The sequence below is a fragment of the Rhizobium sp. Leaf453 genome (genome assembly GCF_001425605.1).
Classification (GTDB): Bacteria; Pseudomonadota; Alphaproteobacteria; order Rhizobiales; family Rhizobiaceae; genus Pararhizobium.
In genome coordinates, this window is the sequence record NZ_LMRG01000030.1 from 211,677 (window position 1) to 237,781 (window position 26,105).

Genomic DNA, 26,105 nt, shown 5'->3' on the forward strand with positions numbered 1-26,105 from the left:
GAAAAGAAAAATGGGAACTCAATCATGGCCGTTCGCGTCGAACTTGATGCAATCGATATGAGGATTCTGCGCGAGCTACAGAACGACGGGCGGATGACCAATGTCGAGCTTGCAGAACGTGTTGGCATTTCCGCTCCCCCCTGTCTGCGCCGCGTTCGCAAGCTGGAAGAGGGCGGCATCATCCGTGGCTACCGCGCGCTTCTTAACGCGTCGGCGCTCGGCTATGATCTCGTCGCCTTCTGTATGGTGGGCTTAAAGCACCAGTCGGACGCCAATTTGAAGGCATTTTCCTCACAAACGGCCAATTGGCCTTTAGTAAAGGAAGCTTGGTTGGTATCGGGCGATTCTGACTTTCTACTGAGATGTGTGGCTGAGAATCTGACAGCATTTCAGGATTTCGTTATCGAGGAACTGACCGCCACTGATAACGTCGATACGGTGCGCACCATGCTAACAATCCGCCAAGTCAAGAATATCAGCTTGTTAGGTGTGTGACGGCGTGTGTCTTTACACCAATCTCAATCTTACAGGGCGAACACGACACCGATGAAGGGCAATTCCGGAAAGATTTTCGACGCGCAAGGCATGAGTGATAAGCAACTGCATGCTATAGAGCGCGACATCCTTATCGTTGGCTCCGGCGCGGCCTCCGTCGCCATGGCTACTCGTCTTGTGAACGCAGGGCTGAAGGTTCTTGTCTTGGAAGCCGGCGACCGGTTGGTCAATTCGGATAGTTCCCCGTTTTTTGAAGCGCGCGACAGCGATCCGTTTGGCTTGTCGTTGCAATTCGGCGGCTCAACAAATCTCTGGTCGGGCCGCACGGCGCCGCTCGAAGATGTAGATATGACACAGGCTAAAGGTTGGCCATTCGAGCGCGCGTCAATCGAAGCTTACTATGAGGAGGCGTTACGATTTCTGCGCTTACAGCCTTTTGAACGGGTTGCGGGAATCCCTCCCTATGATGGAGGCCAAAAACAATGGAATGATTTTCTCGCTAACGCAGATATCTCGGTAAAACGTTTTCAATGGAACCGCCCGGTTTTCAAAGGGCTGGAATATTTCAGTGCACTCGCGGCATCAAACGCTAATCTAACGGTTCTTCTGAACTGTCGTGCCCTCAAATTGCTATTAGACGATACCGGCGTGCGCGTCGTTTCGGTAAGGGCAAATGCTGGCCCTGGTCGGTTCGTGGAACTTGTAGCGCCCCGATTCGCGCTTTGCGCAGGTGGCTTGGAGACGCCAAGAATCTTGCTGAATAGCAGGGCCGCCAACCGGCCTGCGTTGGACAATCCGAATATTGGTCGATACTTTTCGACCCACCCCAAATCCAACGTTGGGCGGATTCATCTGACGCAAGCCGTCTCTACAAAACACCCCTTGTTCAGCGATATATCTGACAAGGGAGGTGAGTTTCGTTTCGGTATCGGCGTTGGAGGCGAGGCGTTCGAGAGAGCGGGTAGACTGAACCATTATGTACAGTTTTCGCCACGCTTTGAATCCATTGGGCTCAGCCTGCTAGACCATGCGCAACACGTTGCTGCGTCCGTTTTGATGCGATCCGATCAGGAGGGACGCTCCTTAAACCCCTTGAGTTTCGCCCGGCGGCGTTTGCAGTCGTTTACAACAGGGCTCGGGCGGATCCTCTTCAATGTGATCGGAAAAATGGGGTTGCTCGGAAAGAAGGGCACCGTTCTTGTCGTTCGTGGCTTTTTCGATCAATTCCCAAGCTCGGACAACCGTATTGTTTTGACGGAAGAAACAGATCCTTACGGGATGCCCAAGGCCCGGGTTTCGTGGACATTTTCTTCTGACGATAGAGCGTCGGTACACAGCTTTCTGAAGGATTTGGCGGATCGCATTCGACATCATGGCTTAGGTACCTTCGAGATCACTTTGCCGGCCGCCGACGAACCTTGGAAAATAACTGAAATCCATTCGCATCTTTTGGGCACCACGCGTATGGGCACGTCCTCCGAGTATTCGGTGACTGATGCGAACGGCCGTGTCCACAACCTGGAAAACCTGTTCGTTGGCGGCGCCTCTCTGATGACCTCCTATGGGTATGCTAACCCGGTTCTAACAATAATGGCCCTTGCTTTCCTGACTGCGGATAAGATATGCGAACAGCACAAAATGGAAACAGGACGACGGGCGTAGATGGTTTCTCCTGAATTGAGCGGCAAGGAGCAGCGCGCACGGCGGTCACGCTGGCAGAAGCTGTCACGAAAAAGTTATTTTGGCGGCAAGCTGTCGACCAAAAATCTTGTGCGCCTTTGCAAAGAGAACGCGTCGGAACAACGCACCCTGATCGTCCATACGGAAGATGTTGATTATAGAGAGTTCTTCCCAAATTCCTTCTTGGTTTCAAAAGCGCAGCAAAAAGGCTGCGATCTTCTAGTCGATAAGTATTATCACCTTGATACGATCGAGAGTGAATCCTACGATATCGTCTTGTGTACTGGACTGCTTGAACATATTCCTGACCCCGAACGCCTTCTTGCCGACATCAAGCGGATATTGAAGCCGGGTGGGAAGTTGGTCATCTCGGCTTCCGCAGTTTTCTCCTTCCACGAAGGGCCAGACAACTTTTTTCATTTCACCCCTTTTGCATTCAGGTTGATGTTCAAGGATTGGTCGAAGATTGTTGAACTACGTGGCGCTAGCCAGCCGTTCGAAACCATCGGCATTCTTATGCAGCGCATTCTTTTGCAGTGCGATGTCTTTCCGCTGGCTCGCCCGTTTATTGAAATCATGGCGCGGTGTGCTCGCTTTTTTGACGTCTTCGTTACCGAGCAGTTTGATACGACTTGGAAGTATAGTGACGATCACAAGATAGATTCTATGATGCCTTCAAACATTCAGGCAGTGATCATTAAGTAAGGCTGTTACCATGAATTCTTCACCCCTCGAGCCTTTGACGATCGAGAAATTCCGCGGTTGCCGATTCTTCTGCGGAGAAACCAACAAGATCGAACGTGAGTTGAAGAAGGGCCACAACGTTTATGGCGACTATCACTATGACCTGATCAACTTCTCTGTCGTCGAAAGCGTTGTGACCACGGGGCATGTCTGCCTTGATGTCGGGGCCAATATCGGCGTTTATTCGAACATTTTTGCGAGCCTATCGGGCGACGCGGCGAATGTGCATGCTTTTGAACCGGTGCGTCACATCCGCAACAAGCTTCTCGCCAATTCCAAGCTTAATGGTCACAGTGAGATAAACGTCAACAGCTTTGCTCTCGGCGATGTTGAGACACAGATGACTATGTTCCAAATCAAGCCCGGGCATCGGCGGGGCGGGGTTAGTTCGTTGATGCAGAATGACACCTATAAGGAGCTCGGCAAAGAGCACTTTGATGAAGTGGTAGTACCGGTCCTGTTGCTCGACAATTATGTCGAACAGAAGCAGTTGCCGTCGGTCGATTTTATCAAGATTGATGTCGAAGGATTCGAGATGAATGTTCTGCGAGGCGGCCGTAAGACAGTTTCGAAGTATCGTCCGTTCATTATTTTGGAACTCGACTTCGACCGGCACGGCAAGGAAATCGGCGCGGAGATGTGTCAATATTTTGCCGATCTGGACTATCGAGCCTTCGAGCCTGAGATGAAGAACGGGGTATTACCCGGTAAAAAACACCTGACGCTAACGCCGTACAATTTCAACGAAAGTCCGAAGCGCAGAAACATATTTCTGCTGCCTTGAGCAATCGCGCGACACTGACCTAGATTACAGGTGCGGCATTTGCTTAGCTGAGGCAAATTCATGTCCAATCTTCCGATTTCCGCTTTCATCATCTGCCAGAACGAGGAAGCCTATCTCGGCAATTGCATCGAGAGCCTGGGAAGCTGCGCCGAGATCGTCATCGTCGATTCCGGCTCCACGGATGGCACGGCGGCACTGGTGCAATCCTATATCGACAAGGGCTGGCCGATCCGGTTCATGTTCGAAAAATGGCGCGGTTATGCCGGGCAGAAGCAGTTCGCGCTGGAACAATGCACTGAGGCCTGGTGCCTGAACATCGATTCCGACGAGCGGCTGGACCAGAACCTGCAGGCATTGCTGCCGAAGTTGATCGAAGCTCCGACGGAGACCGTCGGCTGGCGTATCGCGCGCCGGCCCTATCTGATCGGCTACGGCTATACGCCGGAAAAGGTCCGCGAGCGCAAGAACCTGCGGCTGATCCGCAAGGGCAGGGGCGCCTATGACCTCACCCAGAAGGTGCACGAGGGCATCGTGCCGGACGGAAAGGTCGAGCCGGCGGCGACCGGCAGCCTGCTGCATTACCGGCCGCTGATCATCGACGAGCAGATCCTCAAGGAAAACAAGTATTCGACCCTGAAGGCCGACCAGCATTTTGCCGCCGGCAAGCCGCCGCGTCCATGGAAGATGCTGGTCAGCCCATGGCTCTATTTCTTCCGGCTGTATTTCCGCAACGGCCTGTGGCGTTGCGGTTTTCCGGGTTTCATCGAGGCCGCCACCGGCGGCGTTTATGCGTTCCTGACTCAGGCAAAGATGTTCCAGCGGCATGCGCTCAAGAACCGGCCGAATATCGACGATCAGGATTTGGACAGAGCACGCGGCACGCACGGCAAATGAGGACGCCATGAAGGTCATGCATTATCACTTCGGTAAGGAAGGTGGCGCCGAGCGCTTCTTCGTCAACCTCGTCAATGCGCTTCATGACCGGGGCGTCGAGCAACGCATGTTGATCCGCCCTGATCGCAGCTGGCGAAAAGACATAGAAGGGTGCGGCGTGGTCTATGAAGGCATTTTTCGGCGCCTTTCACTCTCTCGCTTCCTGCTTCGAGCACGAATGCAGAGTGTTCTCAAGGAATTTCAGCCGGACGTCATTATGGCTTGGCAGCTTCGGGCAAGCCGGTTCATGCCGGCGTGGAAGCATTCATTCAGATTGTCTCGCCTGGGCGACTATCCGGAGCATCTCGGTTATTATAAAAATGTGCAGATGCTGGTTTGTATCACACCCGACATGGCTGCCCGCGTTCGGGAAATGGGGTGGACTGGGCCGATTGAGGTTATTTCCAATTTCACCCGGGCGCAGCCTTTGCCGGCGATTGCGCGCAATGAACTTCAGACGCCCGACAATGCATTTGTCGTCACCGGCATGGGACGGTTTGTTCCAAGAAAGGGCTTTGACTACCTGATCCGGGCCGTCGCCCGCGTTCCCGGAACGTATCTCTGGCTGTTGGGCGATGGTCCGGAGCGCGACAATCTCATCAAGCTTGTTTCGGACCTTGGAGTCGGGGACCGGGTGCGCTTGCCCGGCTGGAAGACGAATGCCTATAGCTACCTGGCTGCCGCCGACAGTTTTGCCATTTCCTCCTTGCATGAACCGCTCGGAAATGTGTGTTTCGAGGGATGGGGGAGTGGCAAGCCCACCATCGCCGCGCGGGCGGAAGGGCCGTCCTGGGTCATGACGGATGATGTCGATGCGCTATTGGTCGATTGCGCCGACGAGATTGGTCTTGCTGCGGCTATCGAGCGGCTTCGCGACGATCCGGCCTTGCGGCAGCGATTGATTGAAAATGCAAGCGGGACATTGCGCACCCGGTTTTCCGAAGACGCCATTGCGACGCAATATATCGAACTGTTCGAGCGTGAGCGGCCCTCGCGATGAAGGTATTTCACTATCACTTTGGCAAGGATGGTGGTGCGGAGCGTTTTTTTGTTCACCTGATCAATGCCTTGTCACGACGTGGTGTTGAGCAGGCCGCCATTATCCGTCCGAACCGTATTTGGCGCCGTGAGATCGATCCGAACATTCGCATCACTGAAAGCCACTTTCGCAATCTGTCGCTGGATCGCATTCTGTTGCCCCGATCGGTTTCGCTGACCGCGCGGCGCGAAAAGCCGGACGCTTTGATGGCATGGGCCCAGAGAGCCAGCGAGTTGATGCCGAACTACAAGGGCTGCATCAAGATTTCCCGGCTCGGCGATTATCCGACCAATCTCAGCTATTTCAAGAACACCGACATCCTCGTCTGCAATACGCCGGGAATCGGAGAGCATATCCGCCGCATCGGTTGGAAGCGTGGCGTCGAGGTGATCTCCAATTTCACCGATACCGAACGTGTCGCACCGATCGACCGCAAGAGCCTGGATACGCCGGAGGGTGTGCCGGTTGTGATGTCGATGGGCCGCTTCGTGCCGCGCAAGCGGTTCGCGCTATTGACCGAAGCGGTTGCAAAGCTGCCCGGCGTGTTTCTGTGGCTCGCTGGTGACGGCGAGGAAATGGAAAATGTCCGCAAGCGCGCCGCCGATCTCGGTGTCACCGATCGCGTCCGTTTCCTCGGCTGGCAGAAGGACACGCGTCCTTACGTGGCCGCCGCCGACGTCTTCGTCATGCCCTCGAGCCACGAGCCGCTCGGCAATGTCATCCTCGAGGCCTGGGCGCAGGAAAAGCCGGTCGTATCCAGCCGGTCCGAAGGCCCGGTCTGGTTCATGCGCAACGGCGAAAACGGCCTACTGGTCGATATCGACGATACCGACGGCTTCAGCCGCGCAATTGAGCGGCTGATCAACGACCGCCAACTGGCCGATCGGATCGCAGTGGGTGGCCGCGAAGCCCTGATGGAACAGTTTTCCGAAGAAGCTGTCGCCAACGCCTATCTGGACCTGTTCAAGCGCAAGCCTTGAGATTGCAGATGATCCAGACGCGCTTTGGAACTCTTTTGAAGCGTAAGCCCCGCGCAAGACAATCCGTGCGGGTTGTAGCGCATGGCAGGAAACCGCTCTACTTCACACACACACACACACACCTGAATATCAACCCTTCGGACCTCGCTCGGATTGACGCGATCGTCGGCCGCAAAGCCCTGTCGAAGTTTGTCCGTGACGCCATCCGTCAGCAGCTCGATCGCATCGCTCCAGGCGAGGAGCAAGCCGGCCCACCATTGATTGGGGTGGAGGGGTGAGTTCGATTGGGGCCACAATGGCTGCGGTAGCGTTTGCGCGCCATTTACTCGCTAGACCGCGCGTCCGGCTCTCGTCTTGCAAACAGTGTTGAGAGAGCTACAGTTGGCTGATGATGACTCCCTCAAAATGTACCCTTTGTGGCCGCCCACTGTTCAGTACCGAGGATCCGCTTTCGATGGTGGGGCGGTGGGTTAAATCGCGCCCGGGCGAAACCCTGCAGCAGGAAATCGACGACGTCTTCAGCCGAGCATGATCCCCCACGCGATCAGGCGATGTAGAAGTCGTTATTGTCCAGCGCAAGATTGGTCCCGATCGTCGCGAACTGCTGCGAACCGCCGGCGGTGCTGCCGTTGGTATCGTAGAACAGCTTGCCCGTATCGGTCTCGTAGATGATCCGGTCCGATGTATCCTCGGCGAGACCCGTAAGGTTTTTGACAAACTGTCCCGCCGTCAAGTACCCGGTGCCGGCGATTGCGCTGAAGATCGCCTTACTGAGGCTGATCGTATCAACGACCACGTAGAAATCGGTGATTGTGTCGATATTCGTCGATGTCGGCTTCGTGTTGAACCGGAACGTGTCCAATCCGTGATCGCCCGTCAGGGTGTCGTTGCCGGCACCGCCTGCGATGACGTTATCGCCGCGGTTACCAGTGATCCTGTTGTCGAGGCCATTGCCGATTGCCTTGGCGTCTTCATACCCGTCTAGGAGCAGGTTCTCAACATCGCCCGACAGTTTGGAGCTCTTGATCAGACTGAAGGAAACGGTCGAAACCACTGCATCAATGCCGTCGGCGCCGTCGCTCGCTTCGTCCACGCTGTCGCGGGTGTTGTCGACGATATAGTCGTCGTTGCCCCGACCGCCACGCATCGTGTCGGCCCCGAGGCCGCCGTCCAGCCGGTCGTTGCCGCCATAGCCGCGCAGCAAGTCGTCGCCGCCATAGCCGCTCAGGCTGCTGTAGCCGCTCGCGCCCGTCAAGCTGTCGACATAGCTGGTGCCGCGCACACCTTCGAAATTGATGAACCTGTCGCCCTGCGCATCACCGCCGGAAGCGGTGCGCGCATTGAGATCGATGGTCACGCCCGTAGCAGACTTCCTGTAGTCGAGATTGTCCAAATCGCTGCCGCCATCCATGATGTCCGCACCGCCGCCGCCCGCGATCGTGTCGCTGCCCTCGCGACCATAGAGGCGATCCGCGCCGCCGAGGCCGCTTATGGTGTTGTGCGTCGCGTTGCCGACGATTCGGTCGTCACTGCTGCTGCCGATCGCGTTCTCGATCGTCGTCGAAAACGCGATGCCGACATTCCGCTCCCATTCGAAGGCCTTTGTATCGGGATTGGTCATCGCCGAACGAATGAAGCTCTCGAAGCCGCTGCCGTAAATCGCCACAAGATCGTCGATCTGGTCGTCGATACTATAATAGGCGACGTCCGAATAGGAGCCTCGTCGCAGATCGAGATCGGAGCCGCGGGTCAGCGCCGACAGGTCGATCGTATCCGTTCCGCCGGCATCGTAGATCGCCTGACGCCCGTTCAGGTCGGTGTCGGTGAACTTGTAGACCGTGTTGCCGCTCGCCGTCGTTTTGTCGGTGCCGTAGAGCTTCTGGATTGCCATAATGTCCAGAACCATGGGCGTGAAGCTGGTCGTGTCAGTGTAGGAATAGGAAATACTGCCGCCGCCGCCGCTCCACGTGAAGAAATAGTCCTCGGTAGTGTAGCTCATGACCGTGTAGGTCGTGCTGTCATAGGCCGCCGGCAAGGTCGGCGCCTCGAAGGAATGCTTCAGGCCGAGCGCATGGCCCACCTCGTGGATCAGGATTTGAGCATCGCCGGTCCTCGACGCGAACGTGCTCGATTTGTAGCTGTCGTCGACCCAGATGTCACCGTTGACCGAGACTTCCGTGCCGGAAGGCGGGGAATAGGCGTAAGCCGCCGGTCCGCCGCTGCCTGGCGACGAGATATCGGTGAACGCAATGCGGATATCACCCGGCGACGTATCGGAAACCTCGGTGATCGAGGGCGCGATATAGCGATCCCAGACTTTCATGATCGCCTGGAAACCGGTGATCTGCGTCGCATTGAAGACGCCGTATGCTGCATTGAGCGGCTCGCCTTCACCATATCCTGCCGTCCAGACAGCACCCGCGCCCGGAAAGGAGTAGGTGATGTTCCCGGTCCACTTGGTATCGAGATCGTCGATCAGCCCGGCCGTCACCTCGCTGCTGGTCACTGCAGTCGTCGTCATGCTTGCCCCTCTCGCCGTGACTGCCGCCTGTTGGACCCCCGCCCGTCCGACGCTGGCGCATCGATAACGGAAAGGCGGTCACAGGCCGCATGAATCGATGGTCCGGAGAAACGCGTAAGACAGATTTCCGAACATGCCGTTACAATTGCCGGAAATCGGGCAGGATGTAATCCCTTATTTGGGGTAGACGAGAAGGCGCGGTCACCCGACGATGGGTTTGACTGGTCGGTGACGTGGACGAAGGTGGATGGCGGGGCTGAGTGAACCACGCAGATGCACGCGGGTCGAGGTGACGACGGAGGTCGCCGCTTGTCCCTTCTCCCCGTCAAAACGCGAACAAGGTGGCCGACAGGCCGGATGAGGGGCCGCCGCAGGACATCGCATCGACGCCCCGCTTCAATCGCTCAAAAGCGCCTCGTAGATCGCAGCTATAGACGAGGCCTCGCGCTCGATCGCGAAATTCGTATGCACATGATCATGGGCGTTCTGGCCGTGACGAGCCGCCATGTCGGGATCGGCGAGATAGGGGCGGATTGCGTCCCGCAGGGCTTCGTAGTTACCGGCGGGAACGACGGTCCCGGTCTGCCCGGGCACGATCATTTCCTCGTAGGCGCCGGCGTCGGACGACACCACGGCCGTGGTGGATGCCATCGCTTCCAGCGGCGTCAGGCCAAAGCCTTCGTTGCGTGATGGTGCGACATAGAGAGACAGGCGCCGATACCAGGGTTTGATGTCGTCGACCTCGCCCATGAAGCGGATCCGATCGGCAAGTCCGGCGGACTTCACCAGGTTTTCCAGTTCCTCCCCGAACGCGCGATGCTCTGCCGTGACCCGGCCGCAGACGACGGCCGTCCAGTCCGGATAGAGCGGCAGAAGCTCGACCATGGCGCGCACGAACAGGTCGGTGCCCTTCTGGTGGCGGACGCGTCCGAAGCAGCCGATCAGATGTTTGCCCGGCAGTCCCGTGGCAGCGATCGTGTCATCCGGTGTTGCCGGCGGATGGAACATGTCGAGATCGATGCCGTGCTGGATGATGCTGTGCGCCACCTGGAGAAACGATCCGGAGCGCGCCGATGTCGCGATCACGGCGTCCATCTTCGAAATCAGGAAGCGCGTCCAGCCGGAATGGCGACGCTGGGCCGCAGAGGTGAACAGAAGCTTCAGCGGCATGCGCAGGATATCGCGCAGGAACAGGCCAGGCAGCATCTCGATATTGCGCCGGGCATGCCAGACGCGGCGGTGGCGCTGCTTCGGTGCCCTGTGCAGTCGCAGAAGATCGACAAGGTGAATATGCGGCAGGCTTTCGGGCAGGCCGGGACCGACGGTTGCGATCTTCTGGCCGCGCGCCCGCTGGACCGGGATGAGCTGGACGATCGTCGAGGTGACCCCGGACAGGCGGCGCTTGAAGTTCGGCGCGATGATCTCGACGTCGCTGATGTCTTCCACGGTCGGAAAGTCCTTGGCCACTTGCAATGGAAAAGCCCGGAAGCGGTTTTGCGCTGTCCGGGCTTTCAGGATTCAACGGCTGAAAGCTCAGCCCCAGTTGATCGCGAGGATCTCGTAAGCCTTCGACCCCCCGGGGGCGACGACTTCGATGGAATCACCGACTTCCTTGCCGATCAGCGCGCGGGCGATCGGCGAGGAGATCGAAATCCGGCCCTGCTTCACGTCGGCTTCCTGGTCGCCGACGATCTGGTAGGTCTTGTTCTCTTCGGTGTCCTCGTCGACCAGCTTGACGGTCGCGCCGAATTTTACGGTGGAGCCAGACATTTTCGACAGGTCGATCACTTCGGCGCGGGCAACGAAATCTTCCAGTTCGCCGATGCGGCCTTCGTTGTGGCTCTGGGCTTCCTTGGCCGCATGATATTCCGCGTTTTCCGAGAGGTCGCCATGGGCGCGCGCTTCGGAAATGGCTTCGATGATCCGCGGGCGCTCTTCCTGCTGACGCCAGCGCAGTTCTTCCTGCAGCTTGACGAAACCGCTCTGAGTCATCGGCACTTTTTCGACCATTTCACTGTCCTTCATAGTCCATGCATGTGCCGCTCAAGCCGGCATCCGCACAAAAGAAAACGGTCCCCGGAGCGTTAACTCCGGAACCGTCCGAAACATTTGAACGACGCTTATAGCAGAAAGCGCTGTGCAAAAGCCAGATTAATCGGACGAGGCTGTAACGAGGAAAATCGTCATCAAGGCTCAAGCCCGGATGCCGGGAACAATCAGCGTCAATGTTCGTTGGTCCTGCGACAAGAAAATTCCACGCACAAAGCCGGTTGCCAGAACATCGCGAAGGCAAGCCAGATGCTGAAAAGATTGCGCGTTTCTCAAACGCCTTTCGTGGAATCCAGAGACGATTTTCAAGGTACGAGGAGGACAGGCCATGCAGGAGAACACAAGACCGCAGGAAACGCTGAAGCTTTACCGGCTGGTGCCCGTCGCGGCCCCCGATGATCCCAACTGGGACAATGCAGGCAACCAGGGTGAAATCCTCGTTCGTGCCTTTTCACCTGCCGATGCGCGCATCACCGCTGCCGAAGCCGAACTGGATTTCACCGAGATCGATTCGCTTCCCGCCGAGGGTAACTCGACACGTGACGCCAGCGCGTTCCGCAATGAACGGCTCTACACGGTGATCGAGGAGACCGGCGCAAGTGATGCAGACGGCGGACCTCGTGGTGTCGTTGAAGGCACCGTGTCCGTCGGCACGATCAAGCCCACGCAGATTTCTTGAGGCAAGCTAGGAGAAACGATCATGGCCGTACGGTCCAGCAGTGCCGCCCGCACGGCGGAGAAACAGAGGGACATCCAGGAGCAGGTGGCGGAAGCCGATGCCCGCGACAAGCAGGAAAAATCCGGCAAGCCGAAAGCGATGCAGGCGGGCGCGCGGCTTTATCCCGTCCCGCCTTTCCCCAAACAGCATCAGCTGAAGCCTGGCGCCGAGTACAAGCTCGATCCCGCGCCGCTTTATGAGGCGCCGTTCTACAAGGGATCCGGCAAGCTCAATGGCAAGGTAGCGCTGATCACCGGCGGCGATAGCGGTATCGGCCGCGCGGTCGCGGTCCTGTTTGCCCGCGAAGGGGCTGACGTTGCCATCCTGCATTTGGCGGAAGGGCGCGATGCGGACGACACCGTCAAGGCGATCGAGGCCGAGGGGCGCAAGGCCATGACCATCCCCGGCGACGTCAAGGACAGGGCCTTTTGCCAGAAGGCGGTCGCAGCCGTGGTCGAGGTGTTCGGCAAACTCGATGTCCTCGTCAACAATGCCGCGTTCCAGGTCCACACAGCTGATGTCCTGGACCTGACGGAAGAGCATTTCGACGAGACGCTGAAGACCAATCTCTATGGCTATTTCTTCATGGCGCAGGCGGCTGTCCCGCATATGAGGGAAGGCAGTGCCATCATCAACACCGGTTCGGTCACCGGCATCGAAGGCAGCAAGGAACTGCTGGATTATTCGATGACCAAGGGCGGCATTCACGCGTTTACAAAGGCGCTGTCCGGCCAACTCGTGCCCAAGGGTATCCGCGTCAATGCGGTGGCGCCCGGTCCCGTCTGGACGCCTCTCAACCCCTCCGACAAGCAGGCGGAAGACGTCTCGAAGTTCGGCGCCAACACGCCGATGAAGCGTCCGGCACAGCCCGAGGAGATCGCACCGGCTTACGTCTTCCTCGCATCGCCACAATGCTCCAGCTACATCACCGGCGAAGTGTTGCCGATCATCGGCGGCTACTGACCGGCGGTGCGTTGTACCATCGAGACGATCGTCTGCTGGATTTCGTCTTCCGCCTGTGCCGCGGTAATATCGTCGGCAGCAGCGGCGCGGGAGAGGGCCTCGGCGGCGCCGAACATGCCCCAGAGACCGGCCATGGTGATGCCGGTTGCTCCGGCGAATGGAGCGAGGATATTCCGGCATTTGTCGATCAGCTCGGTTTCACATTCCCGCTTGACCTTTTCCAGTTCCGGCGAACCGGCAAGTGCCGCGCTGATACCGGAAACCTCCTTTCCCTGCAGAAGCACGCACTGGACATAGGCGGACGCGATCACCCGCGCCCTGTCCCGCAGGGTGGGCTGGCTCTCCGCGAGCGCCTTGTCCATCAGCACCGTCTGGCGGTCGTCGAAGTCATGATACAGCACGGTCAGCAGGCCGGGCCGGGTGGTGAAATGATCGTAGACGACGGGCTTCGTCACGCCAGCTCGTTCGGAAAGGTGCCCGAGCGTCAGCGCCTCGGTTCCTTCTTCGCGAATGATGCGCCAGGCGACATCGAGCAGCTGTCGCAGTCGGTCGTCGCGCGTCAGCCGGCGGCGCGTTGGGGATTGAGTGCCATTTTCCATGCTTGACATCGTTATATACCAAAAGTAACTTACTAATAGTATATAAGATGCGGTTTCCGTCCGCAACAGCCAACAGGAGTTTCGATATGCATGCTCTCATTGTTGTCGCCCATCCCGATCAGAATTCCCTCACGCACGCCATCGCCCGATCCGTCTCGGAGGGTGTTTCCGACAGCGGAGAGGCAATACCTTCGAAATCGCCGACCTGACGGCGGAAGCGTTTGCGCCGGCATTCTCGATGGCCGATGTTGCCGCCCATCATCGCAAGGCGCCCCGTCCGCAGGATGTCGTTGCCGAACAGGTGCGGATCGAGCGCGCCGATGCGCTTGTCCTCATTTTCCCCGTCTACTGGTGGTCGATGCCCGGAATTCTCAAGGGCTGGATCGACAGGGTCTTCTCGAATGGCTGGGCCTATGACGACAGCGAGGGCAAGGTAGTCAAGAAACTGGGCCGCCTCGAAATCCACCTGGTGGGCATCGGCGGCGCTGATGCAGGGACCTATGGGCGGCATGGCTACGACGGTGCCATGAAGGCGCAGATCGATCACGGCATTTTCGACTATTGCGGCGCGCCGGTCGTCACCTCCGAACTCCTGCTCGAAGCGGACACCATTGACGTGGCGCCCCATCTTGAAACGGCCCGGACGATCGGTCGCGATCTCTTCAAGTCCCGCAAGAGCGAAGCCGTCAAAGTCGCCTGACGGCCATTTCCTTATCGGCGGTCGAAAAATTCGGAATTACCAAAGAATGGGGCTTTACCTCAACAGCGCTTGAGGTTGTAACAGTCGTGCTTCCCTGATGGAGACGGAAGCATGACGACGGACAACATGATTTACGCAGATGACCCCATGAACGATACGACCGCTGAAATCGCAGGCCGGTGGAGCGAACTTCTCAAACCCCGCTATCTCGCCTCGACGATCACGCTCTGCCTCGGGGTTGCGCTGTTTGCCTTCAACGAGTTCTTCATCTCCACGGCCTTGCCGACGGCTGTCGAGGAACTCGGCGGTGCGGCGTTGCTGTCCTGGGCGATCACCTTCTATCTGGTCTTTGCCATTATCGGTGGCATGACGGCGGCCAACCTCAAGCAGCGTTTTGGCGCACGTTTGACGCTACTGGCGGCCGCCGCCCTCTTTGTCGTTGGAACGATGCTCGCCGTGACTGCCACCGCCATGCCGCAGGTCCTGGTCGGGCGTTTGCTGCAGGGCGCGGGGGAGGGTGTCGTCGCCGCACTTTGCTATGCGCTGATCCCCGAGCTTTTCCCGTCGCGCCTCGTTCCCAAGGTGTTTGGCGCCGAGGCGATCGTCTGGGCAAGTGCTGCCTTTGCCGGACCGCTGGTCGCCGGCGGATTGACGGAACATATCTCCTGGCGCGCCGCCTTCTTCATCAGCGTACCGGCGGCGGCCCTGTTCTGCCTGCTGGTTCTCGTCATCGTACCGCGCGCAGGGGCAGCACCTTCCGCAAGCAGGCCGATACCTTTCCTGCGACTGGCCGCTGCCGGTTGCGGCATCCTGCTGATCTCCGTGTCCGCCGCCATGGAACTCGCCGGGCTGCAGATGCTGTTCCTCACCATTGCCGCGCTTATTCTGGTTGTCTCGGTGCGGCTCGATCGCCGTTCCCTCTCGCCGGTACTGCCATCGGCCGCCTTCTCGTTCCATCGCTCACTCGGCACCGGTCTGTGGGTCGTCTTCCTCATGCCGCTATTCCAGTCCGTTGGCGCAGTCTTCATCGTCTACAGCCTGCAGCATCTGTGGGGCCTCGGACCAATGGCTGCCGGCGGCCTGTCGGCCGTCATGGCGATCTTCTGGAGCCTTGTCGCGATCGGTGTCGCCTCGATCCCGTCGCATGGCCTGCGCAATCGCATCACACAGGCTGGTCCCGTTCTCCTGGCGGTCGGTCTTGCGGTATTGGTGGTGGCGCTCTGGACTGGCCTCATCTGGCTCGTTCCACTGGCGCAGGCCCTGATCGGCAGCGCTTTCGGCATCTGCTGGGGTACGCTCAGCCAGTTGATGATGGATGTGTCCAGCGATGTTGAGCGGGATCGCACTTCGGCCATGCTGCCGACGCTGCAATCCGCCGGTTACGCGATCGGCGCGGCCGTCTGGGGCTTTGTCGCCAATGCCAGCGGCTTTGCCGAGGCCGCAGCGCCGGAGACCATCCGCCACGCCATGCTCGTCGTGTTTTCGGTGTCCGCCATCCTGTCGCTGAGTGCCATCTGGTTCGGTTTTCGGACCGTGCGCCTAGCCAGAGCGGAAGATAGGCTCTGACCACTCAATGCGCCGTCAGCGCGCTTTCATCCAGGTGGGCGCGGGCGTAGATGCGCTTGGCGATGAACGCGAGCAGCAGCAGCGTGACGGCCGCGACCGCGCAGCACACGGCAAAGCCGAGCGAGAAGGCGCTGCGGGCGGGATCGAGCCAGACTGGCGCGTCCGGCCCCAGCGCCTTTGCCGTCTCGACGGCGCCTGCCAGCGTTGCCGAAGCGGCTTCCGCCTGCTGCGGCGAAAGGCCAGAGAGATCGACGCCCGTCATCATCACGCGGTAGATCAGCGTTCCGAGGCTTCCGAGCACGGCGATACCTAGCGCACCGCCGAATTCGGCGCTGGTTTCCGAAAGTGCCGAGGCGGAGCCCGCCCGTTCCGGCGGCGCAGTGCCGACGATCAGGCCGGTCGTCGTCAGGATGACCGGCACGAAGCCCAGGGCAAGGATCATGCTGGCGGCAAGCACGCCCACAACCGTTTCGTGATAGGCGGCGATCGCCATGGCGGCGGAGCCGACTGCATTGATGACCAGCCCCATCAGCACCGTCCGGATCGGGCCAAGCCTGCCGGTAAAGCGATAGGACTGCAGCGACATCACGGTGAAGACGAGCGAGGAGGGGATCGACCAGATCGCCGCTTCGAGAGGCGACAGGCCTCCAACGAGCTGAAGAAACAGGTTCTGGTAGAGGAAGACGCCGAAAATGAAAAAGACCCCGGCGAGGTTGACGGCAAGCGAGGCAACAAAGGCGGGAATGCGGAAGAGCTGCAGGTCGATCAGCGGATGCTCGAGCGTCTTTTGCCGCCTAACGAAGACATAACCAAAGACGAGGCCGATCGCGACCGCCACCGGCTGATCCATTCCGAACCCGTAAGCTGCCAGATGCTTGAAGCCGTAGATGATCGGCAGGACGGTTGCCAACGACAGCACGACGCTGACAAGATCGAGACTGCCGCCATCGTCGTTCTTGTATTCCGGCAGCAGCAGCGGCCCGATGATAAGCAGGGCCGCCATGACGGGGATGTTGATGATGAACACCGATCCCCAATGGAAATATTGCAGCAGGAATCCGCCGAGCAACGGCCCGACCAGTCCGCCGAGCGCGAAGGCCGTGCCCCAGATGCCGATTGCGCGATTGCGCTCACCCTCATCCTTGAACAGATTGACGATCAGCGACAGCGTCGAGGGTGCGACGGTGGCGCCGGCAATCCCGAGCAGCGCGCGCGAGGCGATGAGTTGCTGCGCCGTCGAAGAAAAGGCGGCGAGTGCCGAGGCGATCCCGAAGGCGAAGGCTCCGGCGAGCAGCACCTTGCGACGCCCGACCCGGTCTCCGAGCGTGCCCATGGTCACGAGGAAACCGGCGACCATGAAGCCATAGATATCGTTGATCCACAGGAGTTCCGAAGGGCTCGGATCAAGATCCGTGACGATTGCCGGCATGGCGAGGAAGAGCACCGACAGGTCCATGGAATAGACGAGGCAGGCAATCGACAGAACGTAAAGCCCGACCCATTCGCGCCGCCCGGCGCGTTCGCCCGTCGTCTCCACCGTCTGTTCCATCGTCCATCTCCCAAATCATGCAGGCGCACTTTGGTCTGCAGGGCAGAAGATGGCAATGCTCGCGGGAAAGAGAAGAGGGCGCCTCATGGGCACGCTTCAGACTACCGACAAATCCGGAAGCTTGTGATCGGACGACAGCGAACCCCCACACTCCGTCTTCCTCGCCCTTGTGGCGGGGATCCAGCGACCCGACGTCCGTCGGGTCAAAAGACTCTTTAAAGGTTGACTGGTTCTCTCACCGCGCGGACACGCGGTGACTGGATGCCTGTGACGAGCACAGGCATGACGGAGGAAATGGCAACCGTAGAACGTCCGAAACAACCTTCAAATCATCAGAAAAGACTGTGTCAGAAATGTCGAGGGCGCCTCATGGGCGCCCTCGGGAGATTACGCGAAGTAGCTCTGCAGCGTCCGGACCTCGAGGCTTCCGGCCTTCAGCGCCTGGATCGCCCGGGCTGCGGCTTCGGCGCCCGCCATGGTCGTGTAGTAGGGCACCTTCTGCATCAGCGTCGCGCGGCGCAGCGATTTCGAGTCCGAGATCGCCTTGGAACTGTCGGTCGTGTTGATGACGAGGTGGACCTGACGGTTGCGGATGGCGTCCTCGATATGCGGACGGCCTTCCTGCACCTTGTTGATCTTGATCGACTGGATGCCCTTTTCGGCGAGGAAGCGGGCGGTGCCGCCGGTTGCCATCACCTTGAAGCCGATATCGGTCAGGATGCGGATGGCCGGCAGGACGCGCTCCTTGTCGTCGTCGCGGACCGAGACAAAGACGGTGCCTTCGCGCGGAAGGTCGACGCCGGCGCCGAGCTGCGCCTTGGCAAAGGCGAGCGCAAAATCGGTGTCGAGGCCGATGACTTCACCGGTCGAGCGCATTTCCGGCCCGAGCAGGATGTCGACGCCGGGGAAGCGGGCGAACGGGAAGACGGCTTCCTTGACGGCGATGTGCTTGAGGTTGCGCGGATCGGGCTTCTTGCCATAGGCCGAAACCGCCTCATCCAGCTTCTCGCCGGCCATGATGCGGGCGGCGATCTTGGCGATCGGTGCGCCGATGGTCTTGGCGACGAAGGGCACTGTGCGGGATGCGCGCGGGTTGACTTCGAGCACGTAGATCGTGCCGTCCTTGATGGCGTATTGTACGTTCATCAGGCCGCCGACATTCAGTGCCTTGGCCATGGCCTTTGTCTGGCGCTCCAGTTCATCGACGATGTCGTCCGACAGCGTGTAGACCGGCAGCGAGCAGGCACTGTCGCCGGAATGGATGCCGGCTTCCTCGATATGCTCCATGATGCCGGAAACGAACACCGTCTCGCCATCGCACAGCGCATCGACGTCGACTTCGACAGCGTTGGTCAGGTAGCTGTCGAACAGCAGCGGGTTCTTGCCGAGCAGCGTGTTGATCTGGCCGGTCTTGTCGTTCGGGTAGCGCTGCTTGATGTCTTCCGGCACCAGTTCCGGAACGGTGTCGAGCAGATAGGTCTGCAGCATCGATTCCGAATGGATGATCTGCATGGCGCGGCCGCCGAGAACGTAGGACGGGCGCACGACCAGCGGGAAGCCGATTTCCGAAGCCACGAGCCGGGCCTGCTCGACCGAGTAGGCGATGCCATTGTTCGGCTGGTTGAGGTCCAGCTTCATCAAAAGCTTCTGGAAGCGGTCACGGTCTTCGGCGAGGTCGATCATGTCAGGCGCGGTGCCGAGGATCGGGATGCCGTTCTTTTCCAGCGCTTCGGCGAGCTTCAGAGGGGTCTGGCCGCCGAACTGGACGATGACGCCGTGCAGCGTACCGTTTTCCTGTTCGGCGCGCAGGATCTCGATCACGTCTTCTGCCGTCAGCGGCTCGAAATAGAGACGGTCGGAGGTGTCGTAGTCGGTCGAGACGGTTTCCGGGTTGCAGTTGACCATGATCGCCTCATAGCCGGCATCCTTCAGTGCGAAGGCGGCATGGCAGCAGCAGTAGTCGAACTCGATGCCCTGGCCGATCCGGTTCGGACCGCCACCGAGGATGACGACCTTCTTGCGGTCGGAAATCTGCGCTTCCGAGCGTGCTGCGCCGTTGAAGGGCGTCTCGTAGGTCGAATACATGTAGGCCGTCGGCGAGGCGAATTCGGCGGCGCAGGTGTCGATGCGCTTGTAGACCGGCCGCACATTCAGCTTGTTGCGCAGTTCAGCCACTTCCTTCGGGCGGCTCTTGGAGAGCGTGGCAAGGCGAGCGTCCGAGAAGCCCATGGCCTTCAGCATGCGCAGGTTTTCGGCGTCGGCCGGCAGACCGTGCTCGCGCACGCGCGCTTCCATGTCGACGATCGCCTTGAACTGGGCGATGAACCAGGGATCGATCTTCGAGCCGTCATGCACGTCGGCTTCCGACATGCCCATGCGCAGTGCCTGGGCGACCATGCGCAGGCGGTCCGGCGTCGGTGTACCGATCGCGGCGCGGATCGCATTGTGGTTGTCGCCGGCCCCTTCGAGGCCCGGGATCTCGATCTCGTCGAGACCGGTCAGGCCGGTTTCAAGGCCGCGCAGCGCCTTCTGCAGCGATTCCGCGAAGGTGCGGCCGATCGCCATGACCTCGCCGACCGACTTCATCGCCGTCGTCAGCGTCGTGCCGGCGCCCGGGAACTTTTCGAAGGCGAAACGGGGGATCTTGGTGACGACATAGTCGATCGACGGTTCGAACGAGGCAGGCGTCGCGCCGCCGGTAATATCGTTGTCGAGTTCGTCGAGCGTATAGCCGACCGCGAGCTTGGCGGCGATCTTGGCGATCGGGAAGCCGGTGGCCTTCGATGCCAGAGCCGAGGAGCGCGACACGCGCGGGTTCATTTCGATGACGACGAGGCGACCATTGGCCGGGTTGACGGCGAACTGCACGTTCGAACCGCCGGTTTCGACGCCGATCTCGCGCAGCACCGCGATCGAGGCGTTGCGCATGATTTGGTATTCCTTGTCGGTCAGCGTCAAAGCCGGCGCGACGGTGATCGAGTCGCCCGTATGGACGCCCATCGGGTCGATGTTTTCGATCGAGCAGATGATGATGCAGTTGTCCGCGGTGTCGCGAACCACTTCCATCTCGTATTCCTTCCAGCCGAGCACCGATTCCTCGATCAGCACTTCGGTGGTCGGCGAGGCATCGAGACCGGAATTGACGATCTCGAAGAACTCGGAGCGGTTGTAGGCAATGCCGCCGCCGGTGCCGCCCATGGTGAAGGACGGGCGGATGATGGCCGGCAAGCCGATCGTGTCGAGCGCCTGCGCGCCGATCGCCATGGCGTGGCTCATATAGCGCTGCTTGCGGTCGGTCTCGCCGAGGTTCCACTGGTTTTCCAGATCGTCCAGAGCCTTGTCGAGGGCTTCGCCTGACAGCGACGCCTTCAGCTTTTCGCGCTCGGCGACATGCACCTTGCGGTCGGCATCCTTGATTTCGGTGGCGTTGGCCAGCAGTGACTTCGGCGTTTCGAGCCCGATGCGGTCCATGGCTTCGCGGAACAGGGCGCGGTCTTCGGCCATGTCGATCGCCGCAGGCTTCGCGCCGATCATCTCGACATTGTAGCGGTCGAGAACGCCCATGCGCTTCAGCGAAAGTGCCGTGTTCAGCGCCGTCTGGCCGCCCATGGTCGGCAGCAGCGCATCAGGGCGTTCCTTGGCGATGATCTTGGCGACGACTTCCGGCGTGATCGGCTCGACATAGGTCGCATCCGCCATATCAGGGTCGGTCATGATCGTCGCCGGGTTTGAGTTGACCAGGATGACCCGGTAACCCTCTTCCTTCAGCGCCTTGCACGCCTGGGTGCCGGAATAGTCGAACTCGCAGGCCTGGCCGATGACAATCGGTCCCGCACCGATGATGAGGATCGATTTGATGTCTTGGCGCTTTGGCATGGGTTCTATCCGCTTTTCCGGCTGCGCGAAAAGCCGGCAGGGTGGGAGATCACCGGCCGGTTGCGCGCATCATTGGTCTTTTCAGGCTAGAAGCGGCTTATAGGGAAATGTGAGAGCGAGCGGAACCCCGAAAATGCGACAATGGACAGGAAAGTTGCAGAGTTCAGGAGCAGTCTTCCGTTGTGGTCGGCTCATCCGTCAAGGCGCTCAGGGAATCGTGAAAATATTGATCTGATCGGTAATCCCCCTCAGCGCAACGGGATGCGATGTCGGCATCAGGCCTGAGGCGGCCAGCACGCGCGAGGCACCTGGGTTGTCGAGCACGGATCGTGTGGCGAAGATCTCGTGGGATGTCGCAAGGTGCTGGACGCGGGAGGCGATGTTGACGGTCTGGCCGAAATAATCCTGCCGCTCGTTCAGGCTGACCGCAATGCACGGTCCTTCATGGATGCCGATCTTCAAGAGCAGGTCTTCATTGCCGCGATCTTCGTTGAGGTTGCGCATCGCCTCGCGCATCCGCATCGCCGCGACAACGGCCCGGTCGGGCGTCGGAAAAGTCGCCATGACTGCGTCGCCGATGGTCTTCACCACCGCGCCGGCCTCGGCGCTGACGATCTCGTGCAGGATGCCGAAATGGGTCTTCACTAGGTCGAAAGCGGCGAGATCGCCGACTCGTTCATAAAGTTCGGTCGAGCCGCGTAGGTCGGTGAAGAGAAAGGTCAGGCTGGTGATCTTCAGTCGCTGGTCGACGCCCAGCGTGTCGGTGCGATAGATGTCGCGGAAGGTCTGGTTGGAGAGCACGCGCTTGGCGGTCAGGAACGGGCGGCGTTTGCCCAGTAGGTCATGCAGCGCGTCGTTGGCGATGCAGACGGAGGGCAGGGTGCGGCCGGCGGTGTGGTTCTCGACGGTGATGCGCACCGGGCCGGGCCGCATTTCCAGCGTTTCGCGATGCTGGTGACCGCGATCGAAGACCAGCGTCAGCGGCGTCCGCTCTTTGGTCGGCGGGCCCTTCACGTCGATGAACTGCGCGGCGTGCGTCACCGGCTCGAAGACGATGATGAAACCCTCCGGCAGTTGCAGCGATATGACTGCCTTTTCCCCGGCCGGCAGTTCGAGTGCCTCGAGCATGAACTCGTCGACGTTTTCCTGGTAATCGTCTTCCGGCATGTCGACGCCGGAGCCCCAGTAGATCTGGCGAAAATACTCTGTCGGCGGCAGTTCGTGGGGATTGTGCGCCGCTATATGACGGATGCGGGGACTGACGGTGAAGGTCACTTCAACCATCTCGTCCAGCGTCGGCTCGTAACCGGCGGCACAAAGCGCGCAGGTATATTGGTCACTCTGCACGGTTTTAAGCGACGTATTGGCATCGAGCACGCCGCCGCAGCCCGGACAGAGGATGTTCCAGGACATATCGAACAAGCCGAGCCGCGATGCATGCAGAAAGGCGTTGATCGCATCCTCGTCGTCGAGCCCATGACTGGCGGCGAAAGCGAGCGCGTTGACGCGTCCGAGCTTGCGGTCGGGTGCCTCATGCACGAGCCGCTCGATGGCATCGACGATATCGGGCTTTGCCGATTGGAGCAGCACCGCGAACAAAGACTGGGCTTCACTCATATCGGCACTCTACACCAAATCCGAAATTTCAGCATATTAGTTTTGCGTGATGCTTGGCGTCGCTGGCCGGATTTCCTAGCTTTTTCCGGCCACCACCAGCACCTTCACTTCGCCCGGAGCCGGCGGATTTCGGATGACCTCCGGCGCGTCGTCCAGCGCGATTTCCCGCGAGATCAGCGCCTCGACATTGATCCGTCCCGAGGCCACCAGATCGGCGGCGCGGCGGTGGGTATGGGGGTTGATGAACGATCCCAACACCCGAAGCTCCCGGAAGAGTATATCGAACGGTTCGATCGATACCTTGTCCCCCTGCGCCATCACGCCAAGGATCACCACGGTGCCTCCGGCCTTGGCGAGCCGCGTCGATTGCTCGACTGTCTCGGCGACTCCGGCACATTCGATCACCACGTCAACACCGCCCGGCACCAGCCCGTCCGGTCCGGTCATCTCGGCAACGATGTCGCCGGCGGATGGGTCGACGCTTCCCGTGGCGCCCAATCGTTCCGCCAGCTTCCGCTTGGCCTCTTGCCGCGTCGAGAGAATGACCGTGGTTGCGCCGGCAAGCCGCGCCAGTTGCACGGTTAGAAGCCCGATGACGCCGCCGCCGAGCACGACGACGGAGGAGCCCGCCTTGATCTCGGCCATGTCGATACCGTGCAGGCAGCAGGCGAGCGGCTCGCAGAAGGCGCCGAAGCGCGGATCGAGCGACAGTGGAATCTCGAAGGCCTGCTTTTGCGGAACGATGACATAATCGGCGAAACCGCCGTCACGGCTGATGCCGATGGCCTTCAGATTGCGGCAGAGATTGATGCGCCCGGCCTGGCATTGCGGGCAACGGCCGCAGGAAATGTTGGGATCGCCGGTAATGCGGGCACCGAGCGTGAAGCCCTGCACGTCAGCGCCGACGGCCTCGACGATGCCGGAAAATTCATGGCCGAGCGTCACCGGCGGCGTCGAGGGAAATTCACCGTGCAGCAGGTGGCGATCCGTGCCGCAGATGCCGCAGGCCTCGACCCGCACCAGAAGGTCACCGGGGCCGGGAACGGGCGTGTCCACCTCGCGCACGAACAGATTGCCGATCGATTCCAGACGCATGGCCTTCATGTACCGTTCCTCCCAAAACAAGCGTGGTCATTGTTGCATGCGCAATCGCCTGCTGCCAACGGCTGCATGAAATTTCTGCGTGTGGTTGAACTTTGTCGTTTTGGTCTTGCACAAAATCGTCTCTGGCGCGTTATATGGTCTCCAATGCAGGCCGGTCGGCCATATGAGAATGCAGAAGACGGGAGATCGCACCATGGAATGGAAGGGCCGGCGCCAATCGGGCAATATCGAGGATCAGCGCGGATCCGGTCCCGTCCGGGGTGGTCTTGGCGGAAATCCGTTCGGTCGCGGCGGCGGTTTCCGCATCCCGACCGGCGGTGGCGGTCGTGGCGGCGGCATGAGCATCGGCACGATCATCTTCCTCGTGGTCATTTATTTTGTCCTGAAGATGATGGGTATCGACATGCTGCAGGTGCTCGACGGCGGCCAGGGAGGATCGCCATCCGGGTATGAGCAGACGCAGGGATCGTCCCCGCAGGGCTCCGCCCAGGAGGAGGAAACCAAGGCCTTCGTCTCGACGGTGCTGGCTGAAACAGAAGACACCTGGAACGGTATCTTCCAGGCCAGCGGCGAAACCTACGAGGAGCCGAAGCTGGTTCTGTTCCGCGACGGCATCAATTCCGCCTGCGGCATGGCCTCGTCTGCGACCGGTCCGTTCTATTGCCCGGGCGATCACAAGGTCTATCTTGACATGGCCTTCTTCGACGAACTGGCGCAGAAGTTTGACGCGGCCGGCGATTTCGCCGAAGCCTATGTCATCGCGCATGAGGTCGGCCACCACGTCCAGAACCTGCTCGGCATCCTGCCAAAGGTCAATCAGCAGCGTCAGCAGGTGAGCGAGGCTGAATCCAACCAGCTGTCCGTGCGCGTTGAACTGCAGGCGGATTGCTTTGCGGGCATCTGGGGCAAGTATACCGAGCAGAAGGGCCTGCTCGAGCAGGGGGACCTGGAGGAAGCACTGAACGCCGCGACCCAGATCGGCGACGATACCCTGCAGAAGCGCACCCAGGGCTATGTCGTTCCCGAAAGCTTCAACCACGGCACATCCGCCCAGCGCGCAACCTGGTTCAAGCGGGGCTTCGAAAGCGGCAAGCTTTCGGCTTGCGATACGTTCAAGGGCAATATCTGAGCCCAGCCGACGTTTAAGCCGTGATTTTTCGCCCGCGCCAGTCGATCGCCGCGCGGGCGATTTTGTGTCAAAAAGGACGCGCATAGGTCGTGTCCGGAAAAATTTCGTTTCGGTCTCGCCGCAGCGGTCGCAAAGCCCATAAAACGAACTATATCTTTCTTGATGACTGGCTGCATGCCTCGGCGCGCCGGTCAGGTTTTCGCCCTCGGGCCGATTGCTCCGGGGGCCGGTAAAGGAAGGTGCCATGTTGAAATCCATTTCCCTCGCCATCGTAGCGGCCACGCTGAGTCTGTCTGCCGCGGCGCCCGCGGGAGCGACCGAAACACTCGCGACCATCCTGTTCGGTCATCCGTCCGAGCGCGGCATCGCCGTCATCTTCGTGCGGTCGAGCTATCACAATGACGACAATGTTCCGGTGATCTACCGCCGCCCCTCCGCCGAGATGCGGGCCCGCGCCCAGAGCGAGATCGCGTCCAATCCGGTGATCCGCGCCTCGCTCGAGCGCCGCAAGATCCAGCCGCACAACGTCCTTGCCATCCAGACCGCGCTAAATGGCGGCAAGGTCATCTATGCGCGATGACGGCGCGGGTCGTCGGCATGACTCTATGAGATGAAAACTGAACGTGTTTCGCCGCCCGGCCGACCCGGCATCTGAATCGAAGGCCGCTGTGATTTGGGGAGAATGACCATGAAGAAGTTTCTCGCGCTTGTGCTTGCGGCCGCCCTCATGGCTCCTGTTGGAGCCGGTCTTGCGACAGGCACGGCCTATGCGCAGAAAGCGCGCACCAGCCGCGATGCGAGCACCGGTCCCCGGGTCACTGTCATCTATGTCCGCGATTATGTTGGTCCGGACGAGATTGATGACGTGCCACGGACCTACCGCTTCCCATCAGCTCAGACGCGGGCAAAAGGGCAAGCGGAAATCCGCAATGTCCCGAATATTCGCGCTGCCCTGCAGAAACGTGGCATTCCCGCCTATCGGGTGATTGGCGTGCAGACAGCCTTCAACGGCGGCAAGATCGTCTATGTCGAGTGAATTGCTTGCGCAGGGAGAGGCTC

22 protein-coding genes and 1 pseudogene are annotated in these 26,105 nt (G+C 59.9%); 15 read left to right on the forward strand and 8 right to left on the reverse strand.

Annotated elements, in window-relative coordinates; translation table 11 throughout:
• Window positions 1-24: 24 nt before the first annotated feature.
• The 8 genes from ASG68_RS28850 to ASG68_RS28885 are packed head-to-tail and all read left to right on the forward strand — an operon-like array spanning window position 25 to window position 6,933.
• Complete coding sequence (locus ASG68_RS28850) at window positions 25-495, forward strand: Lrp/AsnC family transcriptional regulator (protein ID WP_062577055.1); 471 nt, start codon at window positions 25-27, stop codon at window positions 493-495.
• A gap of 51 nt (window positions 496-546) precedes the next feature.
• Window positions 547-2,157 carry a GMC oxidoreductase gene (locus ASG68_RS28855; protein ID WP_062577056.1) on the forward strand — a complete coding sequence of 537 codons (1,611 nt, stop codon included), beginning with the start codon at window positions 547-549 and terminating at the stop codon, window positions 2,155-2,157.
• Window positions 2,158-2,880: a class I SAM-dependent methyltransferase gene (locus tag ASG68_RS28860; RefSeq protein WP_062577059.1), complete on the forward strand. Its 723-nt coding sequence runs from the start codon at window positions 2,158-2,160 to the stop codon at window positions 2,878-2,880. It abuts the gene before it with no gap.
• Window positions 2,881-2,890: 10 nt separating this feature from the next.
• A complete protein-coding gene (locus tag ASG68_RS28865; RefSeq protein ID WP_082478136.1) occupies window positions 2,891-3,703 on the forward strand; it encodes an FkbM family methyltransferase in 813 nt (270 codons plus the stop codon).
• Between the two features lie 60 nt (window positions 3,704-3,763).
• A complete protein-coding gene (locus ASG68_RS28870; protein WP_062577063.1) occupies window positions 3,764-4,597 on the forward strand; it encodes a glycosyltransferase family 2 protein in 834 nt (277 codons plus the stop codon).
• Window positions 4,598-4,604: 7 nt separating this feature from the next.
• Window positions 4,605-5,636 carry a glycosyltransferase gene (locus tag ASG68_RS28875; RefSeq protein ID WP_062577065.1) on the forward strand — a complete coding sequence of 344 codons (1,032 nt, stop codon included), beginning with the start codon at window positions 4,605-4,607 and terminating at the stop codon, window positions 5,634-5,636.
• Window positions 5,633-6,655: a glycosyltransferase gene (locus tag ASG68_RS28880; RefSeq protein ID WP_062577067.1), complete on the forward strand. Its 1,023-nt coding sequence runs from the start codon at window positions 5,633-5,635 to the stop codon at window positions 6,653-6,655. The genes ASG68_RS28875 and ASG68_RS28880 overlap by 4 nt, the downstream gene beginning before the upstream one ends.
• 8 nt (window positions 6,656-6,663) lie before the next feature.
• Window positions 6,664-6,933, forward strand: coding sequence for a hypothetical protein (locus ASG68_RS28885; RefSeq protein ID WP_062602491.1), 270 nt, complete (start codon window positions 6,664-6,666; stop codon window positions 6,931-6,933).
• 266 nt (window positions 6,934-7,199) lie between these two features.
• Here the strand turns inward: ASG68_RS28885 and ASG68_RS28890 are convergent, their stop codons facing one another.
• The 3 genes from ASG68_RS28890 to greA form a co-directional block, all read right to left on the reverse strand.
• Complete coding sequence (locus ASG68_RS28890; RefSeq protein ID WP_062610322.1) at window positions 7,200-9,176, reverse strand: M10 family metallopeptidase; 1,977 nt, start codon at window positions 9,174-9,176, stop codon at window positions 7,200-7,202.
• Window positions 9,177-9,572: 396 nt separating this feature from the next.
• The gene (locus tag ASG68_RS28895) at window positions 9,573-10,622 is read right to left on the reverse strand and encodes a glycosyltransferase family 4 protein (RefSeq protein ID WP_062581335.1); all 1,050 of its coding nucleotides are present in this window, start codon (window positions 10,620-10,622) and stop codon (window positions 9,573-9,575) included.
• A gap of 87 nt (window positions 10,623-10,709) precedes the next feature.
• A complete protein-coding gene (gene greA, locus ASG68_RS28900) occupies window positions 10,710-11,186 on the reverse strand; it encodes a transcription elongation factor GreA (protein ID WP_062581281.1) in 477 nt (158 codons plus the stop codon).
• Window positions 11,187-11,553: 367 nt separating this feature from the next.
• On the opposite strand from greA, the gene ASG68_RS28905 reads away from it, so the two are divergent.
• Window positions 11,554-11,904 (forward strand): hypothetical protein, encoded by a 351-nt coding sequence (locus ASG68_RS28905; RefSeq protein WP_062581283.1) that lies wholly within the window; start codon window positions 11,554-11,556, stop codon window positions 11,902-11,904.
• Between the two features lie 21 nt (window positions 11,905-11,925).
• The gene (locus tag ASG68_RS28910) at window positions 11,926-12,906 is read left to right on the forward strand and encodes an SDR family oxidoreductase (protein WP_062581284.1); all 981 of its coding nucleotides are present in this window, start codon (window positions 11,926-11,928) and stop codon (window positions 12,904-12,906) included.
• Here ASG68_RS28910 and ASG68_RS28915 read toward each other — a convergent pair.
• Complete coding sequence (locus ASG68_RS28915; protein WP_062602489.1) at window positions 12,900-13,514, reverse strand: TetR/AcrR family transcriptional regulator; 615 nt, start codon at window positions 13,512-13,514, stop codon at window positions 12,900-12,902. The two genes, ASG68_RS28910 and ASG68_RS28915, sit on opposite strands and share 7 nt — an antisense overlap.
• Before the next feature lie 77 nt (window positions 13,515-13,591).
• Here ASG68_RS28915 and ASG68_RS28920 point away from each other — a divergent pair.
• Together ASG68_RS28920 and ASG68_RS28925 are read left to right on the forward strand one after the other, a co-directional pair.
• A pseudogene (locus ASG68_RS28920) lies at window positions 13,592-14,205 on the forward strand (NAD(P)H-dependent oxidoreductase).
• Between the two features lie 111 nt (window positions 14,206-14,316).
• Window positions 14,317-15,771, forward strand: coding sequence for an MFS transporter (locus ASG68_RS28925; RefSeq protein WP_082478135.1), 1,455 nt, complete (start codon window positions 14,317-14,319; stop codon window positions 15,769-15,771).
• Window positions 15,772-15,775: 4 nt separating this feature from the next.
• On the opposite strand, the gene ASG68_RS28930 is transcribed toward ASG68_RS28925, so the two are convergent.
• The 4 genes from ASG68_RS28930 to ASG68_RS28945 form a co-directional block, all read right to left on the reverse strand.
• Window positions 15,776-17,320, reverse strand: a complete 1,545-nt coding sequence (locus ASG68_RS28930) for an MFS transporter (RefSeq protein ID WP_062581287.1) — start codon at window positions 17,318-17,320, stop codon at window positions 15,776-15,778.
• Window positions 17,321-17,707: 387 nt separating this feature from the next.
• Complete coding sequence (gene carB / locus ASG68_RS28935; RefSeq protein ID WP_062581289.1) at window positions 17,708-21,196, reverse strand: carbamoyl-phosphate synthase large subunit; 3,489 nt, start codon at window positions 21,194-21,196, stop codon at window positions 17,708-17,710.
• A gap of 207 nt (window positions 21,197-21,403) precedes the next feature.
• Window positions 21,404-22,813, reverse strand: a complete 1,410-nt coding sequence (locus ASG68_RS28940) for an adenylate/guanylate cyclase domain-containing protein (RefSeq protein WP_062581291.1) — start codon at window positions 22,811-22,813, stop codon at window positions 21,404-21,406.
• A 75-nt stretch (window positions 22,814-22,888) separates the two neighbouring features.
• Window positions 22,889-23,917 (reverse strand): zinc-dependent alcohol dehydrogenase family protein, encoded by a 1,029-nt coding sequence (locus tag ASG68_RS28945; protein WP_062581293.1) that lies wholly within the window; start codon window positions 23,915-23,917, stop codon window positions 22,889-22,891.
• A 193-nt stretch (window positions 23,918-24,110) separates the two neighbouring features.
• Between ASG68_RS28945 and ASG68_RS28950 the strand changes: the two genes are divergently transcribed.
• The 3 genes from ASG68_RS28950 (at window position 24,111) to ASG68_RS28960 (ending at window position 26,082) form a co-directional block, all read left to right on the forward strand.
• Complete coding sequence (locus ASG68_RS28950; RefSeq protein WP_062581294.1) at window positions 24,111-25,046, forward strand: neutral zinc metallopeptidase; 936 nt, start codon at window positions 24,111-24,113, stop codon at window positions 25,044-25,046.
• A gap of 244 nt (window positions 25,047-25,290) precedes the next feature.
• Entirely contained in the window at window positions 25,291-25,626 is a 336-nt protein-coding gene (locus ASG68_RS28955) for a hypothetical protein (RefSeq protein ID WP_062581296.1), read from the forward strand.
• 108 nt (window positions 25,627-25,734) lie between these two features.
• Entirely contained in the window at window positions 25,735-26,082 is a 348-nt protein-coding gene (locus tag ASG68_RS28960) for a hypothetical protein (RefSeq protein WP_062581298.1), read from the forward strand.
• The last annotated feature ends 23 nt before the right edge of the window (window positions 26,083-26,105 follow it).

Excerpts from the sequence above, each read along its gene's own strand:
- ASG68_RS28950 (WP_062581294.1), top strand. The coding sequence starts at position 24,111 with ATGGAATGGAAGGGCCGGCGCCAATCGGGCAATATCGAGGATCAGCGC.
- carB (WP_062581289.1), bottom strand. The coding sequence starts at position 21,196 with ATGCCAAAGCGCCAAGACATCAAATCGATCCTCATCATCGGTGCGGGA.
- ASG68_RS28875 (WP_062577065.1), top strand. The coding sequence starts at position 4,605 with ATGAAGGTCATGCATTATCACTTCGGTAAGGAAGGTGGCGCCGAGCGC.
- ASG68_RS28890 (WP_062610322.1), bottom strand. The coding sequence starts at position 9,176 with ATGACGACGACTGCAGTGACCAGCAGCGAGGTGACGGCCGGGCTGATC.
- ASG68_RS28850 (WP_062577055.1), top strand. The coding sequence starts at position 25 with ATGGCCGTTCGCGTCGAACTTGATGCAATCGATATGAGGATTCTGCGC.
- ASG68_RS28930 (WP_062581287.1), bottom strand. The coding sequence starts at position 17,320 with ATGGAACAGACGGTGGAGACGACGGGCGAACGCGCCGGGCGGCGCGAA.
- ASG68_RS28955 (WP_062581296.1), top strand. The coding sequence starts at position 25,291 with ATGTTGAAATCCATTTCCCTCGCCATCGTAGCGGCCACGCTGAGTCTG.
- ASG68_RS28960 (WP_062581298.1), top strand. The coding sequence starts at position 25,735 with ATGAAGAAGTTTCTCGCGCTTGTGCTTGCGGCCGCCCTCATGGCTCCT.
- ASG68_RS28860 (WP_062577059.1), top strand. The coding sequence starts at position 2,158 with ATGGTTTCTCCTGAATTGAGCGGCAAGGAGCAGCGCGCACGGCGGTCA.
- ASG68_RS28940 (WP_062581291.1), bottom strand. The coding sequence starts at position 22,813 with ATGAGTGAAGCCCAGTCTTTGTTCGCGGTGCTGCTCCAATCGGCAAAG.
- ASG68_RS28865 (WP_082478136.1), top strand. The coding sequence starts at position 2,891 with ATGAATTCTTCACCCCTCGAGCCTTTGACGATCGAGAAATTCCGCGGT.
- ASG68_RS28880 (WP_062577067.1), top strand. The coding sequence starts at position 5,633 with ATGAAGGTATTTCACTATCACTTTGGCAAGGATGGTGGTGCGGAGCGT.
- ASG68_RS28855 (WP_062577056.1), top strand. The coding sequence starts at position 547 with ATGAAGGGCAATTCCGGAAAGATTTTCGACGCGCAAGGCATGAGTGAT.
- greA (WP_062581281.1), bottom strand. The coding sequence starts at position 11,186 with ATGGTCGAAAAAGTGCCGATGACTCAGAGCGGTTTCGTCAAGCTGCAG.
- ASG68_RS28870 (WP_062577063.1), top strand. The coding sequence starts at position 3,764 with ATGTCCAATCTTCCGATTTCCGCTTTCATCATCTGCCAGAACGAGGAA.
- ASG68_RS28905 (WP_062581283.1), top strand. The coding sequence starts at position 11,554 with ATGCAGGAGAACACAAGACCGCAGGAAACGCTGAAGCTTTACCGGCTG.
- ASG68_RS28910 (WP_062581284.1), top strand. The coding sequence starts at position 11,926 with ATGGCCGTACGGTCCAGCAGTGCCGCCCGCACGGCGGAGAAACAGAGG.
- ASG68_RS28925 (WP_082478135.1), top strand. The coding sequence starts at position 14,317 with ATGACGACGGACAACATGATTTACGCAGATGACCCCATGAACGATACG.
- ASG68_RS28945 (WP_062581293.1), bottom strand. The coding sequence starts at position 23,917 with ATGAAGGCCATGCGTCTGGAATCGATCGGCAATCTGTTCGTGCGCGAG.
- ASG68_RS28885 (WP_062602491.1), top strand. The coding sequence starts at position 6,664 with ATGATCCAGACGCGCTTTGGAACTCTTTTGAAGCGTAAGCCCCGCGCA.
- ASG68_RS28915 (WP_062602489.1), bottom strand. The coding sequence starts at position 13,514 with ATGTCAAGCATGGAAAATGGCACTCAATCCCCAACGCGCCGCCGGCTG.